At 57.5% G+C, this 15530-nt stretch carries 17 protein-coding genes, 1 pseudogene and 1 riboswitch; of the genes and pseudogenes, 3 read left to right on the top strand and 15 right to left on the bottom strand.

Going from position 1 to position 15530, the window contains the following annotated elements; genetic code table 11:
• Positions 1-12 precede the first annotated feature (12 nt).
• The 3 genes from HLB35_RS07575 to tnpA form a co-directional block, all read right to left on the bottom strand.
• On the bottom strand, positions 13-1194 hold the full coding sequence (locus HLB35_RS07575) for a zinc-binding dehydrogenase (protein WP_171702098.1): 1182 nt from the start codon (positions 1192-1194) through the stop codon (positions 13-15).
• A 175-nt stretch (positions 1195-1369) separates the two neighbouring features.
• On the bottom strand, positions 1370-1603 hold the full coding sequence (locus HLB35_RS07570) for a type II toxin-antitoxin system Phd/YefM family antitoxin (RefSeq protein WP_171702097.1): 234 nt from the start codon (positions 1601-1603) through the stop codon (positions 1370-1372).
• A gap of 88 nt (positions 1604-1691) precedes the next feature.
• Positions 1692-2120: an IS200/IS605 family transposase gene (tnpA, locus tag HLB35_RS07565; RefSeq protein WP_171702096.1), complete on the bottom strand. Its 429-nt coding sequence runs from the start codon at positions 2118-2120 to the stop codon at positions 1692-1694.
• Positions 2121-2163: 43 nt separating this feature from the next.
• Between tnpA and HLB35_RS07560 the strand changes: the two genes are divergently transcribed.
• From HLB35_RS07560 to HLB35_RS07550, 3 genes are all read left to right on the top strand, one after another.
• A complete protein-coding gene (locus HLB35_RS07560; RefSeq protein WP_235937029.1) occupies positions 2164-3321 on the top strand; it encodes an RNA-guided endonuclease InsQ/TnpB family protein in 1158 nt (385 codons plus the stop codon).
• Between the two features lie 105 nt (positions 3322-3426).
• Positions 3427-3918 (top strand): methylated-DNA--[protein]-cysteine S-methyltransferase, encoded by a 492-nt coding sequence (locus tag HLB35_RS07555; protein ID WP_171702095.1) that lies wholly within the window; start codon positions 3427-3429, stop codon positions 3916-3918.
• A gap of 108 nt (positions 3919-4026) precedes the next feature.
• Positions 4027-5241 carry an MFS transporter gene (locus HLB35_RS07550; protein ID WP_171702094.1) on the top strand — a complete coding sequence of 405 codons (1215 nt, stop codon included), beginning with the start codon at positions 4027-4029 and terminating at the stop codon, positions 5239-5241.
• Here the strand turns inward: HLB35_RS07550 and HLB35_RS07545 are convergent.
• From HLB35_RS07545 to HLB35_RS07495, 12 genes and pseudogenes are all read right to left on the bottom strand, one after another.
• Positions 5213-6610 (bottom strand): SLC5/6 family protein, encoded by a 1398-nt coding sequence (locus HLB35_RS07545; RefSeq protein ID WP_171702093.1) that lies wholly within the window; start codon positions 6608-6610, stop codon positions 5213-5215. The two genes, HLB35_RS07550 and HLB35_RS07545, sit on opposite strands and share 29 nt — an antisense overlap.
• Positions 6600-6711, bottom strand: a riboswitch (TPP riboswitch). It overlaps the preceding gene by 11 nt.
• Positions 6712-6768: 57 nt before the next feature.
• A pseudogene (locus HLB35_RS07540) lies at positions 6769-7352 on the bottom strand (peroxidase-related enzyme).
• A gap of 154 nt (positions 7353-7506) precedes the next feature.
• The gene (locus tag HLB35_RS17090) at positions 7507-7737 is read right to left on the bottom strand and encodes a hypothetical protein (protein WP_235937028.1); all 231 of its coding nucleotides are present in this window, start codon (positions 7735-7737) and stop codon (positions 7507-7509) included.
• Positions 7722-8561, bottom strand: coding sequence for a c-type cytochrome (locus tag HLB35_RS07535; protein ID WP_235937027.1), 840 nt, complete (start codon positions 8559-8561; stop codon positions 7722-7724). The genes HLB35_RS17090 and HLB35_RS07535 overlap by 16 nt, the downstream gene beginning before the upstream one ends.
• A gap of 2 nt (positions 8562-8563) precedes the next feature.
• Positions 8564-9226: a c-type cytochrome gene (locus HLB35_RS07530; RefSeq protein WP_171702092.1), complete on the bottom strand. Its 663-nt coding sequence runs from the start codon at positions 9224-9226 to the stop codon at positions 8564-8566.
• A gap of 102 nt (positions 9227-9328) precedes the next feature.
• The gene (locus tag HLB35_RS07525) at positions 9329-10660 is read right to left on the bottom strand and encodes an ATP-binding protein (RefSeq protein ID WP_171702091.1); all 1332 of its coding nucleotides are present in this window, start codon (positions 10658-10660) and stop codon (positions 9329-9331) included.
• Positions 10657-11340, bottom strand: coding sequence for a response regulator (locus HLB35_RS07520; RefSeq protein WP_171702090.1), 684 nt, complete (start codon positions 11338-11340; stop codon positions 10657-10659). The genes HLB35_RS07525 and HLB35_RS07520 overlap by 4 nt, the downstream gene beginning before the upstream one ends.
• Positions 11341-11532: 192 nt before the next feature.
• On the bottom strand, positions 11533-11940 hold the full coding sequence (locus HLB35_RS07515; protein WP_171702089.1) for a DUF6691 family protein: 408 nt from the start codon (positions 11938-11940) through the stop codon (positions 11533-11535).
• Positions 11937-12398 carry a YeeE/YedE family protein gene (locus HLB35_RS07510; protein ID WP_171702088.1) on the bottom strand — a complete coding sequence of 154 codons (462 nt, stop codon included), beginning with the start codon at positions 12396-12398 and terminating at the stop codon, positions 11937-11939. Before HLB35_RS07510 ends, HLB35_RS07515 begins: the two co-directional genes overlap by 4 nt.
• Positions 12399-12436: 38 nt before the next feature.
• Entirely contained in the window at positions 12437-12625 is a 189-nt protein-coding gene (locus tag HLB35_RS07505; protein ID WP_171702087.1) for a YgaP family membrane protein, read from the bottom strand.
• Between the two features lie 75 nt (positions 12626-12700).
• Positions 12701-14548: a SulP family inorganic anion transporter gene (locus HLB35_RS07500; protein ID WP_171702086.1), complete on the bottom strand. Its 1848-nt coding sequence runs from the start codon at positions 14546-14548 to the stop codon at positions 12701-12703.
• 126 nt (positions 14549-14674) lie between these two features.
• A complete protein-coding gene (locus HLB35_RS07495) occupies positions 14675-15484 on the bottom strand; it encodes an MBL fold metallo-hydrolase (protein ID WP_422822427.1) in 810 nt (269 codons plus the stop codon).
• Positions 15485-15530 lie beyond the last annotated feature (46 nt).

The following is a 15530-nucleotide window of genomic DNA, read 5'->3' as shown; positions in this document are numbered from 1 at the left end:
TGTTCTCCTGGCTCAGCCGTTCAGGCTGAAGGGGGCGCCGTGGATTTGCCACTGGCTATCGGGGACGATGACGATCTTGCCCAGGTAGTTGCTGCCTCGGTTGACGAAGTAACGCTCGGCGTCGTGCAGCTCGGAAAGTTTGAAAGCCGCATGCAGAACGGGCTTGAGGTCGCCACTGCGAATCCAGGCCATCAGCTGCTCGGCCTCTTCGCGGGTGCCGTGGGAGACGCCAAAGATCTGCACCTGATACAGGTAGATGCGGGTCCACATCATTTCGCTGAGATTACCGCCACTGGCGCCAGCAATCGACAGCCGTGGGTAGCTTTTCCGCGCCTGCATGTCATTGATCATGGTGTCGATGAAAAGATTGGTCATCTCACCGCCAACCAGATCCATCACTGCATCAATCGGCGCGCCGCCAGTCGCTGTCAGTACGCGCTCAACAAAGGTGGGCAGGTCGCCGCGGTCGATGACGTCTTCTGCGCCCATGGCTTTCAGCGCATCAGCCTTGTCCAGCTGGCTGACCGCATAGGGAATAGCGCCAACGATACGGCACAGCTGAATCAGCGCTGTGCCCACGCCGCCACTGGCGCCTGTAACCAGCACCCGTTCCCCACGGCTAACATTGGCCGATGTCATCATGTGATACGCCGTCTGGTAGGAGCACATGCCCATACTGGCGAGCTCCGCATCGGCCAGTTCCGGATTGGGAATATGATGGAACTGATCCGCTGGCACGGCGACGTATTCGGCATAGCCGCCATCAGCACCGTGGCCGTAGTAATCCGGCGTCAGGTTGATATCCCGGCGGGCATCGGCGTAGAGGTTGAAATCCAGCAGGCCACGCTCACCTATCCGGCTGGCATCAACGCCCTCTCCTACCGCGGCAATACGCCCGGCAATATCGGCGCCCTGAATGCGCGGAAAGGTGAAGGTCGTCTCACCGCCCATGGCAAAAGAAGTCACATCGCTTTTGTCCTTGGTCGGATAAAGCCCTTCGCGGGCCTTGCGATCAGTGTTGTTCTTGGCGGTGGCGGTCACCTGCACCAGCACTTCCCCCGCCTTAGGTATCGGCACCGGTACATCCTGACGATATTCCAGCTTGTCGATATCACCGTGGCCGGTCAGCACCATGGCGGCCATGGTATCCGGCAGCGTCACGGGCACCTTGGGAGAAGTAGCGGTCTGGGTCATTAAAGGCTCCTGAGGAAAACGTGCGTAATCCGCAGGAAGATAGCAAATTTCGTTCTCGGTGCCAGCGGGGTAGGAGAATTTAATATTTTCTATTTATCTGCCGCCATTGTGCGTACGGGATTAGTAGAATTCGCAAGCCACCAGAGCAGGACATGCGTATCCAGCAGCAGCCGTCTCACAAATCACCTTCAAAGGCACATAGAAGATCATCGGGAGTGGTATCAAAATCATCAGCTATCTTGATTTGTCCCTTTAATCTTCCAGGTTTACGCTGAACCTTGGCACCATGATGAGGAACCAGATCAAGGTAGGGCTTGCCCGCTTTGGCAATAACGACGGACTCTCCTTCCCAGGCTTTTTCGCCGAGTTTAGAGAGCTGTGATTTGGCTTCGTGCATATTGACTTGCATCACACAATCTCCTTTGAACATACTTAGCAAAATCCCGCGTAAACCCTCGCCCAATCGGGGAGATACAAGCGGGAACCGCGCAGCGGTTCTACTCAGGCGTGGCCTGACTCTGAACGTACTCGCGTAGAGTCTCAATAGTCGCTCCTCCGGCGCTACATGCGAAGTATGAGCGTGACCACACCGCCCCACTTTTACTCTGCCGTGCTATGTGCGTGTTGAGTATTCGTATACGGCGTGACGATACAGATTTCAGGTTGTTCACCAGCACACTAACTGCCAGCTTGGGTGGATAACTTACGAGCAAGTGGACGTGATCACCCTCACCATCCATTTCAACCAGATCACACTCCAGCTTCTCGCAGGCCGACTCAAACGCTTCACGCAGTTGCTCGATCATGTAACCGTCAAACAGCTTACGGCGGTACTTCGTGGTGAAGATCAGATGTACAACTAACTTCGTAACGCTGTGACGTTTTCTCAGGTAGTCGTTCAGTGGCGGATGATCTTGTACCCCCATTTAAAATTGCCTTTTTAAAGCCTATAATAACAGTATTTTAGCTATGAGCACTGAAATGTTAAAGGCTACGAAAGTACGCATTTACCCGACACCTGAGCAGGCGGAGTTCCTTAACCGTCAGTTCGGCGCTACGCGGTTCGTGTACAACAAGGCACTGCATATCATCAGTTCACAGTATCGGCGGCATGGCTCGAAACTCCGCGCTAAGAAAGACCTCAAGCCACTGTTGGCAGTGGCGAAAAAGTCCCGCAAGTATCACTGGCTCAAGGATTTTGACTCGATTGCTTTGCAGCAAGCCTGTATCAACCTCGATAAAGCCTTTCAGAATTTTTTCGATCCGAAGCTCTCGGCGCGTTACCCGAAGTTCAAGCGCAAGCACGGGAAGCAGTCCAGTTACCACTGCATGAGCATCAGTGCGGGTGAGAGCTGGATCAAAGCGCGTATCCATCGCGAGATCACAGGCGCTATTAAAAGCATCACCCTGTCACGCACTGTCACAGGGAAATACTACGCCTCGCTGTTGGTCGAGGACAGCATGGAAGCCCCCGCCCCATTGCACACCGTTGATACCGTGCTGGGCGTCGATATGGGGCTGACCCATCTTGCTATCGACTCGGAGGGGAATAAGACTGATAACCCTCGGTTCCTGAAACGCGCTCAGTCGAACCTGCGACGCAAACAGAAAGCCCTTTCGCGCTGCCAGAAGGGCAGCAAAGGCCGTGCGCAGGCACGGCTGAAATTGGCTAAGGCGCACGAGCGTCTAGCGAATACCCGTGCTAATTTCCAGCACAACCTGTCCCGACAACTTATTGACGAAAACCAAGCGGTGATAGTCGAGACACTAAAAGTAAAAAACCTGCTGAAGAATCGGAAGCTATCTAAGCACATCGCAGACGCAAGCTGGTTCAGCCTGATTCAGAAACTGGAATACAAGGCGAAAGAGCAGGGTAAGTATCTGATCAAGATCAACCAGTGGTTCGCCAGCTCCAAAACCTGCTCCTGCTGCGGACACAAGGTAGAGTCCCTGCCGCTGTCGGTGCGCAACTGGAGGTGCCCAGCCTGTCATGCGGAAAGAGACCGCGACATAAACGCCGCAATTAATATCCGCCAGCAGGGTATTATCAAACTACGGGCCGAAGGACTGTCGGTTCCTGCCAATGGAGGCTTGCTTAAATCCGGCCACGCGCCGGTTGCAGCCTAAGAAGTTGGAAGCCTCGCCCGTCAGGGCGGGGAGCAGTCACCTAATACTGGCTAAACCGATATCTTAAATCAAGCATGTTCATCAGCCCTTTCTACGAGACATCGTATGACGACTAGCAGGTTATATTTTCTTAGCTTCACTGCTCCTGCGCCCTTCGGTGTCATTCGCCTTGAGGGCCATGATGAGGGCATCACGTCGATTGACTTGGGTCAGCAAGCCTCGGTGGTTGATGCAGATGTATCTCACCCGCTGCTTGAGCGCTGCCGGGAGCAGTTGGAAGGGTATTTTCAGGGCCAGCGCCAGACGTTTGATGTCCCTTTGGCGGCGGAGGGCACACCTTTTCAGCACCAGGTGTGGGCGGCGCTGCGGGAGATTCCCTTTGGCGAAACCGCAAGCTATGGGGCGATTGCCAGCGCGCTTGGCAAGCCCACTGCTAGCCGTGCGGTGGCCATGGCCAACGGGCGCAACCCGCTGCCGATTATTGTGCCCTGCCATAGAGTGATTGGCGCCAATGGCCAGCTAACCGGCTACTCGGGCGGCCTGGCGTGCAAGCGCTGGCTGCTGGAACATGAGCAAGGTATTAATCGACTAACCTGACTGCCATCTGCTGTGTTTTATCCTTGCGGCTTGCAGCCCGCCTTAAGCCCCTTCAAGCTAGGCGGCTTTTGTATTGATACGTATTTTACTGCTACTGACGAGTTTTGCATGCTGCCCTTTGCCACTGCCTATCACCGCCGTTTGACCTGGCGTTACTTTGCGCTGTTTATTGCCATCGGCATGACCGGTGGTCTGCTTGGCCCTGCCTTGCCGCATCTGGCAGATAGCGTAGGCGCCAGCATGAGCCAAATTGCCATTCTGTTTACCGCCCGCGCGGTAGGCAATATGAGCGGTGCCTTTGTGACAGGCCTGCTGCTGGATCGCTTTGATGGCCACAAGGTACTGTTTGCCATGGGCGCCATCATGGTGACGGGCTTGGCGATTACCCCTTTTAGCCCGCTGCTGATCCTCCTGGCGGGGCTGTTTGGCATACTTGGCTTTGCCGAGGTGGCGCTGAATTCTGGCGGTAACACCCTGCTGGTCTGGCTGCATCGTGATGATGCTGGGCCGAATATCAGCGCCCTGCACTTCTGCTTCAGTTTTGGCAATATGCTCACACCGCTTGTCATGGTGGCGGCGCTTTCCCTCACCGGCCAGTTTCACTGGGCATTCTGGGTCGTCGGCGCCTTTGCCCTGCTCACTCTGTTGCCCTTGCTGCGCTTTGCCAGCCCGCACAAAACGCCTACTCTTGATAGTGACACACCGCCTGCCACCACCCCCAAGCACAGCGATGCTGTTCTGCTAGTGCTCTTCATGCTGATTTTCGCGCTTTATGTGGGTATGGAAATTACCTTTGCCGGCTGGGTGACCTCCTACGGCGTACTGGTGGGGCTGGCCGCCAAGGACGCTGCCATTCTGGCCACCCTGTTCTGGCTGACCCTGTCTGCCGGGCGGCTGTTGGCCATTCCGCTACTGCGGGTGATCTCGCCTTGGTGGGTGCTATGCGGCTGTACGGCCCTTGGGCTGGTGACCGCCTGGGCGCTGCATGCGCTGTGGGTGCCGCTGTCGATTGGTGCCCTGCTGTTCGGGCTGGCGGCTTCGGCCTTTTTCCCGACCCTCTACGCGCTGAGCAACCAGGTAATGGAAATGCGCGGGCGCACCACAGGGGCGATTTTTACCGCCGCTGGCAGCGGCGCCCTAGTGGTGCCCTCGCTGACCGGCCCCCTGCTTGACTGGCTGGGCGCCGGAGCTTTCCCGCTGCTGCTGGCGGGTTTGGTTATATTGATGAGCGCTGGCCTCGGGCTGCTGGCACTCCGGTTACGCGCCCTGGGCCAAGCCACTCACGCTGAAGCCGTCAAGCCGCTGCCACGCGGCGAGCACTAAGCGCCAGCCCCACGCTGACCAATGTGGAAGCCAGCAGCGCCCCGACAAAAGGCGCCAGGGTGGGAATGCTGTTGGGGAAACTGGCTGCCAGCAAGCCAGCGCTGAGGCTACCTTGCATCACCCAGCCGGGCAGGATGGCGCCGAGCATGCCAGCAAGCCCGCCGGCAATGGCCGCGAACGGGGTCATCCGTTGCCACAGGCCGAGCAAGACCGGCACCACGATAGCGGCGCACAACAGGTCGGCGATCAGGAAAAGTCGCAGTACCGAAACGCCCTGTAATGCCACGACCACCACCGGCACCATCAAGGCAACCGTCGCCCAGCGGGCCAGGGGTAGCGAGCCGCCCCGAGTGGAGAACTGTTCGCTGGCCAGTGAAGCAATCGCGCTTTGTAGGGTATCCACACTGGAGGCTACCAAAGTGACCGCCAGCACCAGTGCGGGCAGCGCCAGCCAGGCGGGAGCTTCGGAAAGCAGTGCAAAAAACGGAATCGGCGGCTCGCCAAGGGCCACACCGCTCATGGCAGCAATAATGCCCAGGCCGCCAATCACCATCACCACGACCACGGTAGCGGCGCCGCCGATCCAGGCACCTCGCGCAAGGCTTTGATTATCCTCCGCCGCCCATACCCGCTGCCAATAGCCCTGGTGGAAAAGGTTGGCGGCGGTGACCGCAATCACCAGAGTCAGGGCAACGCTCAGCGCACTGCCCAGCGGCGCCGAGGGCATGGCCGCTTCGCTGGGCAGCTCCGGCAAGGCCGTTAACGCCACGCCGCCGACAATCACCAGCAGAGCAATCAGCAGCCAGGCCTGCCAGCGGTCGGTTGCCAGGCTGGCGCGCAGGCCGCCCACGGCGGTGTAAAGTAGCGTGGTCAGCGCCACGCCCATGATCACCAAGGCAGGCGGCACATCCGAGAGCAGCGCGGTAATCGCCCCGATGGCGGTCAGTTCAGCAGCCAGAAAACACGCCATATAGGCCACCGACACCAGGGACACCCAGTGGCGCACGCCGCGCCCGTAACAAGCCTCGGCAAATTCGGCGATGCTGCGCCCCTGAGGCAAGGCGCGGCGAATTTTTGGGCCATAGAGGCCCAGCACGATAAACGGCAGGGCCGAGCCAATCGCATAACCGGCCAGGGCTACCGGGCCGACAAAGGCGCCGATTTCGGGAGGTGCAAACAGAATCCAGGCGCCCATACCGGAGGCCAGAAAAGACAAACCAATGGTCAGTGAAGACTGGGAATTGCGCGCCGACAGATAATCATCCACGGCATTGGCACCCGTCAGGCTATTCGCCCGACGCGCCCGCAGGCCCAAAAATGCAAAGCAGAAAAGTGCCGCGCCAAGCGCAGCGGCGGTCAGGTATGGCATGTCGCACTTCCTCCGCCGGTATTAACCGGATCAGGTTCCAGGGTCTGCAAGCGCGATACAACGCCTGCCTTCTCAGCCGGTTGGCTCCCCTGGCGACAGTGAATGTAGGTTGTCGGTTTTATTGTTGCGGATTGCGCAAGCTTAGTAAAGCATCAGGCCTAGTCACGCGGCACTCGGCCCATCAGGTAGAACTCAGGATTGGGCGGGGTGCCTGTCAGAGTGACCAGGCGATTGGATAAGCCAAAAAGGCGCTGATGGCGCCAATATCCCAGATATCGTCACGGGTGAACCCGACCGCCGCCAGCCGCGCTTCCCAGTCGTCGGTCAACTCGCCCACTTCCAACCCGCAATACAGGGCAAAATCCAGCATCACTCGGTGGCGTTCGCTGATCGACGCGGTGCGATGGTTGATGGCTACCTGGTCGGCTAACAATGGATCCTTGCTGTAGATACGCACCAGAGCCCCGTGGGCCACCACGCAGTAAAGGCAGCGGTTGCGGGCACTGGTGGCCACCACGATCATTTCTTTTTCGGCCTTGGTCAGGGTATCGGACTCCCGCTCCATCAAGGCATCGTGATAGGCAAAAAAGGCGCGGAACTCGTCTGGCCGATGGGCCAGCATTAAAAAGACATTGGGCACGAAACCGGCTTTTTCCTGCACGGTAAGGATGGTCTCGCGAATATCGGCAGGCAGATCAGTGAGTTCTTCCGGTACGCCGAAGCGGCTGAGTGATGTGTTCATGGTGGTTCCTTGTTTTTTTGAATGGTGAATGGTGAATGGTGAATGGTGAATGGTGAATGGTAGGGTGGATCCTTGGCGTTATCCACCGGTTCCTGAACCAAAAACGCCTGGCGGGTTGCCTCGCCAGGCGTTTTTCTTACTTAGCGTTTCGTGATCAGTCTTCCAGGTCTTCAAAACGTGGTACGCCAACATTCCAGGGCACAATGCTGTCGCCTTTCTCGCCCCAGTTGGCGTGATCCGCCAGGCGATGATTGTCTTCCTCGCGTACCTGCCCATAGCTTGAGTGTTTGTGAAAGGTTGGACCAAAGCGCTCCAGCACCTCGTCAACATCACCCGCATAGCGGGGGTCCTGAGGACGTTCCTGCTGCATCATGTAATAGGCCACATCCCAGGCGTCCTGATCAGACAGTGATAGCGGCTGCCCCAACGGCATGTTGTTCTTGATAAAGCCAGCCGCTGTGTAGGTACGTACGATACCAGCCCCCAGTTATTGGAGCCATCTCCCCAGGTGGCAGGAAAGACATACTCGCCGTCTTCATAGTGCCCTGAGCCATCTTCCTGGTGACAGATGACGCACTGGTCCTGATAAACCGCTTTACCATTGGCATAGCTGAGTTCTTCCGGGCGATCAGGTGCCGGGAAACCACGCCCGTAGATGGGTTGATCAGGATACATGGGCGCACCGGTGGCCAGCCACTGGTGGTAGGCAGATAGCGCCAGCATGTCATCGCTACCGTATTCCGGCGGCGTACCGTTCATTGAGTAGGCGAAGCAGCCGGCAATGCGCTCTTCAAGGTTGTTGACGTGCTGGTTCTTACCACGAAAATTCGGCAGGGTGACTGCAGCAGGCCAGATCGGTGCGCTGAACGGCTGGCGGCCTTCACCCAGGTGGCAGCTGGAACAGTTCATGTCGTTAAAGACATGTTTACCGCGCAGCTGCTGGGTGTTGGTAAACAGCTCATACCCACGGCGAATGACTTTCTTGAGCTCAGGATGAATATCCGCTTCTTCCAGGTCTGCCATGGTAGGCGGCACATGCACCAACTCGTTTTCCTTGGGCGCCGGGTAGCCCAATTCTACCAGCGTCTGATAAGGCGCTTCCGCTTCCTGTTGCTCACTGTCATCAGCGGCTTGAGCCATCATGCCGGTTGCCAAGGCGACAGATACCCCGGAAACGGCCAGCGCCAGGCTTTTCTTAGATATGTTCATGATCATTCTCCCCCTTCTTCGCCCGGCGCCTGGTTGGCATACCAGGCCGATACGGCGGCGATGTCATCATCGCTCATACGCTTGGCAATCGCTCCCATCAGATTCTGAGGGTCGTTGGAGCGTTCGCCATCTTTCCAGGCATGCAACTGGGCGCTGATGTAACCGGCATGCTGACTAGCAACCCCTGGAAAATCACTGCCTACCCCGGTGCCGCCGGGGCCATGGCAACTGGAACAGGAAACAATGTAGTCATCCCAGTCGCCGCGATTAGCCAGTTGTTCTCCGCGTGCCAACAGCTTGTCGCTGGCTTCTTCGCCTCCTGATGCTGGGGTGACGTCCATCTGGCTGTAATAAGCCGCCACATCAGCAATTTGCTGATCGTTCAGCATGCTGGCGAAAGGCATCATGCTAGCGTTCTGGCGTCGGCCTGACTTGAAATCATGCAGCTGTTTTGCAATGTAACCTGCATCCTGGCCAGCCAAACGCGGCCAGGACTCCCCTCCGGGTATATTCATCCCGCTACCGTTGGCCTGATGGCAGGCAGTACAAGTTACCGCTGCTGCCTGGCCACGCTGTGGGTCGCCAGGTTCCAGTGCCAGCGCGCTACCTGCACTCAAACCAGCGCCGAGTAGCAGGCCTAGCCCGCTCAATATTCTCTTGCTCATCACGGTTTCCCCTGTGGTGTTATGATTATGAACCCCTTGAAATCCTTTACCTGCCTTATAAACATAGCCCATAGCAGCGCATCAAGGAGTGAACTGTGCCTTTCACTCGCGGGCAGCGAGCAAAGACGCAGGCACAACAAATTCGGCAACCAGACCGCCGCCCTGGTCATTGTGAAACGCCAGACGACCGCCAAAACGTTCGGCAATGGCCGCCACTATCGCCAAACCAAGGCCGCTGCCCTGCTCCTTGCTGGCACGCCAGAAACGCTGGGGCAGCTGCTCCAGCGTTTGCTCAGAGAGACCTTCGCCGCGGTCTCTTACCTGAAAAGCCACGGCCTTTTCTCCCTCAATCCAACGGGCATCCACGTCAATCGGTTGGTCTTTCGGGCCATGGCATAGGGCGTTATCCAGCAGATTACGCAGGGCGGTGATGGCAAGCTCCCTGGGCATTGCCAGCACCGCCCCCGGCCACTGACCGGGCACCACAAAACGAGTGGCATCCGGCACCCGAGAATCCGCCATGGCGCAAGTTGCCACATCGGCCACGTGGCTTTCCTCGCCATCATCAAAGCGTAGCCGACCTTCTACCCGCGCCAGCATCAACAGTTGATCCAGTGTGCGGCTTAACCGCACAACGCCTTGCTCGGCATGGGCCAGCGACGCTGCTGCCGCCTCCCCATCTACTCGCTGCGCGACCTGAAGATGGGTCTTGATAGCCGTCAGCGGTGTGCGCAACTCGTGGGCAGCGTCGTTGGTAAAACGCTGCTCACGAATAATCGTCTGCTGCACGCGGGCCAGTAGCCCATTCAAGGTTTCAATCAGTGGCTGAATCTCAGCGGGCACGCCGAAGGTGGAAATCGGCGCCAGCGCATCCGGATGGCGCTTGGCCAACGATTCGCGCAGGCGCGTCAAAGGAGCAAGTCCGCGCCAAACCACCAGCCAAAGTGCCAGAAGGCTGCCCACCAGGGCCACCACAAAGGGCACGACGGCAACGCGCATGACGTCACTCAGCAGCATGTCGCGTTCGTCCATACGGTCGGCAGTGGTAATCGTCAGCCCGCCCCTTTCATAGGTGAACACTCGCCAGGTCATGTCACCTTCCTCGCGGTAGGCATGGCCACGCTCACCCGGGGTCAGAATGTCTTCCATATCGGTATGAGTGCGTGCCATGATTTCTCCACGCGGGGAGTGCACCTGGCAGGCCAACCCTTCAATCGGTGGAATCGACAGTGCCCGTTGATCCGCCTGCTCCCATACCTCAGGCGGGAGCTGAAGCATCAAACCGGCTACCATCCGTGCCGACTGGGCCAGACGCTGATCAAGGGTTTCCACCACTTTTTCTTCCAGATCCCACATCAGCCAGGCGGCCGCGCTGCCCCACAGCAACAGCAGAGTCGCCCCAAGAGTCATCAATAGGCGTACGCGCAGACTCAAGGAATATCTCCGGGAACAACAGATGCCTTGCCCAGGCGGTAGCCGAGGCCACGCACGGTTTCAATCACACCAGCCCCTAGCTTGCGGCGTAAATGATGGATGTGAACATTCAGCGCATTGCTTTCCACATCGTCGTTCATGCCATAAAGGCTGTCTTTCAGCTGATCAGCAGTGAGGACACTACGGGGTGCATGAAGGAAGGCTTCGAGCAATACCAGCTCACGACGGGACAGGGTGACAGGTTCTCCGTTGAGCATTACCTGGCGGGCCACCGGATCCAATGCCAGCACGCCGTGCTGAATAATACCGCTACTGCGCCCTGATGCCCGCCTTAGCAAGGCATGTAAACGTGCCACCAGCTCATCCAGATCAAACGGCTTGACCAGGTAATCATCAGCCCCGCTGTGCAACCCGTCGACCCGATCACGCACTGCATCTCTTGCGGTTAACACCAGCACCGGAATCTGCACGCCCTTGCTACGCCACTCTTCCAGCAGCTGCAGGCCGTCACCGTCAGGCATCCCGCGATCTAGCACCACGACATCAGTGGTCACCGTGGCCAGTGCCTGGCGCGCTGCCTGCAGGGTCACCACATGGTCGACCACAAAATCATAGGTCATCAGGCCAGCGCGGATGCCAGCGGCCACCAGAGCATCATCTTCAACCAGCAAAACATGCATAACGGATCCTTTCTGTTAATTTCAAGCATGACAAATTGGCATTAACCGAACGTTAAGCGTTAGCTCATCATTTGCCTCACAACAAAAAAGCCCCTGCTAACAAGGGTTAGCAGGGGCACCACTACGACTAAAGAACCAGTTATTGGCGGCGCAAAGGCCATTTTGCAGCGCGCACAATCCTCGATGTAAGCCTTAACGGCTTAAGCGCTGGGCGGCAAACCAGCCGATTACCATGGTCACCAGCATCGCTGCCAGAGGCAAGGAGATGCCGCCAATCGAGGCAATCGCAGGGCCAGGGCAATACCCGGATAACCCCCAACCAATCCCGAAAAGGGCGGCGCCTCCCAGCAGTTTGCTATCCAGATCCTGCTTGGTTGGCAGCTGGAAGCGCTCACCAAACAGAGGCGCATTTTGCTTGAATACCAGACGATACCCTACAAAGCTAGTCACCACGGCCCCGCCGAGAACAAACATCAGAGTAGGATCCCAGGCACCGGCAATATCCAGAAACCCCAGCACCCGGGCCGGGTCGGTCATGCCTGAAATCGCCAGACCCAACCCAAACAGCAGCCCGGCCACATAGCCCATCACCATCTTCATGCGCCACCTCCCATCACGTGGCGAACCACGTAAACCGTAATGATGGCCGTGACCAGAAAAGTCACGGTGGCTGTCAGTGAACGTACGGACAGGCGCGACAGGCCGCATACACCGTGACCGCTGGTACAACCGCTGCCGAGGCCTGTCCCTATACCCACCAGGAAACCGGCAACCAGCATCAACAAGACACCTCCAGCCGGTTCACCGATAACCATCCCTGGGGCATTGGCCACGTTACCCAGGCCACCACCCAACGCCATCACCAACAGTGGCCCGCTAATCAGACCCAGCAGGAAGGTGATACGCCAGGCACTGTCACCTTTTGGCCGCTGGGTAATCAGGTTACCCACGATGCCACTAATGCCCGCGATACGCCCCATGGTACCCATCAGCCAGACGGCTGACAGTCCAATCAGAATACCGCCGACGAGCCCTTGCAGGGTTGCCGTCCAGTCCACTCTGTTCTCCTTGACTTAAATACGTGTTGCTAAGCGGCTTACTTGGTTTTACAGGTGTTGATACCCAGCAAGGAATACGCCGGGCAGGTATTCAATAAACCGGTTGCCAAGGGCACCACACCAATCCAGCCCCAGACACCGATCGTGCCGGTCAGGGCGAGAACGATCAGCAGGGCGCCAATAACGATACGTGCAATCTTATCAATACCACCAACATTAGTTTTCATAGTTAACTCCTTGATTTTATGACGTTATAAAACGTCAAGTTGATATCACTCTGGGTAGTCAGTACACCCTGGCCCCTAAAGCGAGCGTGTGTGTACCGGTTCTGCTGTCACGCCCTTCACCGTCAATCCCGGAGAGTTGGGCACATTACTTTCAAAGGAAAGCGGCAAAGATGTCGCCTGCGGGCAGATTGCCTGTTCAGGGTAAAGTGCATTTGAAGGCTGGGTCAGTGCCACCCAGGCGCTGTAGGTGCTTAAAAATACAAAGCCGGTCAGTTCCTTACAAAAAGCCGTCGTTTGCAGACGATCCATCACTGGACCCTTAACCTCCGCCAGATGCAGAGTTACACCCGCATCCTGCAAACGATGATTGATAGTTTCAAGGCTTTCCAGTGCCGAGGCATCAATCACATTAACCGCCTGACAGGCCAGCACCACGTGCTTGACATCAGGCTGGCGGGTGACCACTTCCATCACGGTATCTTCAAGATAGCGCGCATTGGCAAAATAGAGGCTTTCATCAACGCGAAGAATACATAGAAAAGGCACAGTCTCGACGCTATAGCGCTCCACGTTACGGAAATGCTCACTGCCTGGCACCCGGCCAATCACCGCACTGTGCGGGCGGCTGGTACGGTACAGATGCAGCGCCAGCGATAACCCGACACCGGCAAGAATCCCGCTTTCCACCCCGTTACCCAGGGTCACGGCAATGGTAGCGAACATGGCTGCAAAATCGCTGTGCGAATAACGCCAGGTGCGCACAATAATGGGCAGATCCACCAGGCTGAGCACGGCAATGATGATGGTCGCAGCCAGGGTTGCTACCGGCAGGTAGGCAATCAATGGCGTCAGCAGCAACGCCGCCACGCCGATTCCTACGGCCGTAAAAGCACCGGCCGCGGGCGTCTGGGCGCCCGCATCAAAATTCACCACCGAACGGGAAAAGCCACCGGTCACTGGCATGCCCCCGGAAAAAGCAGCGGCCAGATTGGCACTACCCAGCCCGATCAGCTCCTGATTGGGGTCGATACGCTGGCGCCGCTTGGCAGCCAACGTCTGGCCCACCGAGACCGACTCAACAAAGCCGACAATGCTGATCAAAAGCGCTGCCATCAGCAGCTCCTGCCACAGGCCGACTTCAAACCCGGGCAGGCTGATCGGTGGCAAGCCAGCCGGAATCGAGCCGACAACGGCGACACCCTGTTGATCCAGCTGAAATCCCCAGGTCACCAGAGTGGTGACGGCGACTGCCACAATTGGCGCCGCCTTGGTCAACAGGTCTGCCACCATGGCAGGCGCGCCGAGGTTAAGTAAAGCCCCCTTCAACCAGCGCCGGGTGGAGTACAGGAAAACCAGGGTGCCTAAACCAATCAGAAACGTCGCCAGATGAATATTGCCGACTTCGCGACCCAGGCCGATTAACAGCTCAACAAGATTATGGCCGCTAGCCTCAACGCCCAGCAGGTGGCGCAACTGGCCAGCGGCAATGATCAGGCCTGAGGCAGTGATAAAACCGGAGATGACCGGGTGGCTAAGAAAGTTGGCCAGAAACCCCAGCCGCGCCAACCCCATCAGGGTCAGGATCAGGCCGGAAAGCAGCGCCAGCACCAGAGCTGCGCCCACGTATTCAGCGCTCCCCGGTGTGGCAATATTGCCTAGGGCAGCCGCCGTCATCAGTGACACTACGGCTACCGGCCCCACCGCCAGGGTGCGGCTGGTGCCAAAGATGGCATAGGCCACCAGTGGCAGCACACTGGCATACAACCCGACTTCTGCAGGCAGACCTGCCAGCATGGCATAAGCCAGCGACTGAGGGATCAGCATGATGGTAACGATAACCGCAGCCAGCAAGTCGCGCGTCAGCGTGTCTCGCTGATAATGCGGCAGCCATTGCAGGATGGGTAGATAGCGTTTCACGTTCACTCTATCTCCTTATCAGGGCTTGAGAATCCAACACATAAAACGCTCAACGCGTTACCTTTTGATCAAAACTTATGATAAAAACCTATGCTCAAAACCTGTGACGAACACCGGTTGATCGGTTCACGCTTAAAGCTTGTTGATGGGGACTTTCAGATACACCTGGCCGTTATCCTCGGCGGGCGGCATATCGCCTCCGCGCATATTGACCTGGACGGAAGGGATAATCAGCTTGGGCATGGCCAAGGTGGCATCTCGCTCGGTGCGCATACGCACAAATTCTTCTTCGCTCACCCCATCATATACATGAATATTGGCAGCGCGCTGCTCAGCAACCGTGGTCTCATGCTGATACACATCACGCTGCGGTGCCTTGTAGTCGTGGCACATAAACAAGCGTGTGTCAGACGGCAGGGCCAGGACTTTCTGAATTGACTGATAAAGCGCTCGCGCGTCACCGCCGGGAAAATCACAGCGTGCAGTGCCAAAATCCGGCATGAAGAGGGTGTCGCCGACAAAGGCAGCATCACCGATCACATAGGTCAGACAGGCCGGAGTATGCCCGGGCGTGTGCAACACGCGACCTTCAAGCCCACCAATGGTGAAGGTATCACCTTCTTTGAACAGCGCATCAAACTGGCTGCCATCCCGGGCGAACTCGGTGCCCGCATTAAACGCCTTGCCAAACACGTCCTGAACGATGGTGATATTGGCACCAATGCCGGTCTTGCCGCCCAGGCGCTCATGCAGGTACGGCGCCGCTGAAAGATGATCGGCATGCACGTGGGTTTCCAGAATCCACTCAACGTCCAGCCCGTTCTCACGCACATAGGCAATGATCTCATCGGCTGAACGCACATCCGTACGGCCTGCGGCGTAGTCGAAATCCAGCACTGAATCCAGAATTGCACAGGCTTTGCTGCCTGGGTCTTGAACCACATAGCTGAACGTATTGGTAGGCTCATCAAAAAATGCGTTACCAGCG

It is taken from the genome of Vreelandella azerica, assembly GCF_013112225.1.
GTDB classification, from domain to species: domain Bacteria; phylum Pseudomonadota; class Gammaproteobacteria; order Pseudomonadales; family Halomonadaceae; genus Vreelandella; species Vreelandella azerica.
The sequence above is the reverse complement of the archived record's forward strand: the minus strand, read 5'-3'. Positions and strand labels throughout refer to the sequence as shown.

Coding starts and splice junctions, on each gene's coding strand:
- HLB35_RS07575 (WP_171702098.1), bottom strand. CDS start 1,194: ATGACCCAGACCGCTACTTCTCCCAAGGTGCCCGTGACGCTGCCGGAT.
- HLB35_RS07570 (WP_171702097.1), bottom strand. CDS start 1,603: ATGCAAGTCAATATGCACGAAGCCAAATCACAGCTCTCTAAACTCGGC.
- tnpA (WP_171702096.1), bottom strand. CDS start 2,120: ATGGGGGTACAAGATCATCCGCCACTGAACGACTACCTGAGAAAACGT.
- HLB35_RS07560 (WP_235937029.1), top strand. CDS start 2,164: ATGAGCACTGAAATGTTAAAGGCTACGAAAGTACGCATTTACCCGACA.
- HLB35_RS07555 (WP_171702095.1), top strand. CDS start 3,427: ATGACGACTAGCAGGTTATATTTTCTTAGCTTCACTGCTCCTGCGCCC.
- HLB35_RS07550 (WP_171702094.1), top strand. CDS start 4,027: ATGCTGCCCTTTGCCACTGCCTATCACCGCCGTTTGACCTGGCGTTAC.
- HLB35_RS07545 (WP_171702093.1), bottom strand. CDS start 6,610: ATGCCATACCTGACCGCCGCTGCGCTTGGCGCGGCACTTTTCTGCTTT.
- HLB35_RS07535 (WP_235937027.1), bottom strand. CDS start 8,561: ATGAACATATCTAAGAAAAGCCTGGCGCTGGCCGTTTCCGGGGTATCT.
- HLB35_RS07530 (WP_171702092.1), bottom strand. CDS start 9,226: ATGAGCAAGAGAATATTGAGCGGGCTAGGCCTGCTACTCGGCGCTGGT.
- HLB35_RS07520 (WP_171702090.1), bottom strand. CDS start 11,340: ATGCATGTTTTGCTGGTTGAAGATGATGCTCTGGTGGCCGCTGGCATC.
- HLB35_RS07515 (WP_171702089.1), bottom strand. CDS start 11,940: ATGAAGATGGTGATGGGCTATGTGGCCGGGCTGCTGTTTGGGTTGGGT.
- HLB35_RS07505 (WP_171702087.1), bottom strand. CDS start 12,625: ATGAAAACTAATGTTGGTGGTATTGATAAGATTGCACGTATCGTTATT.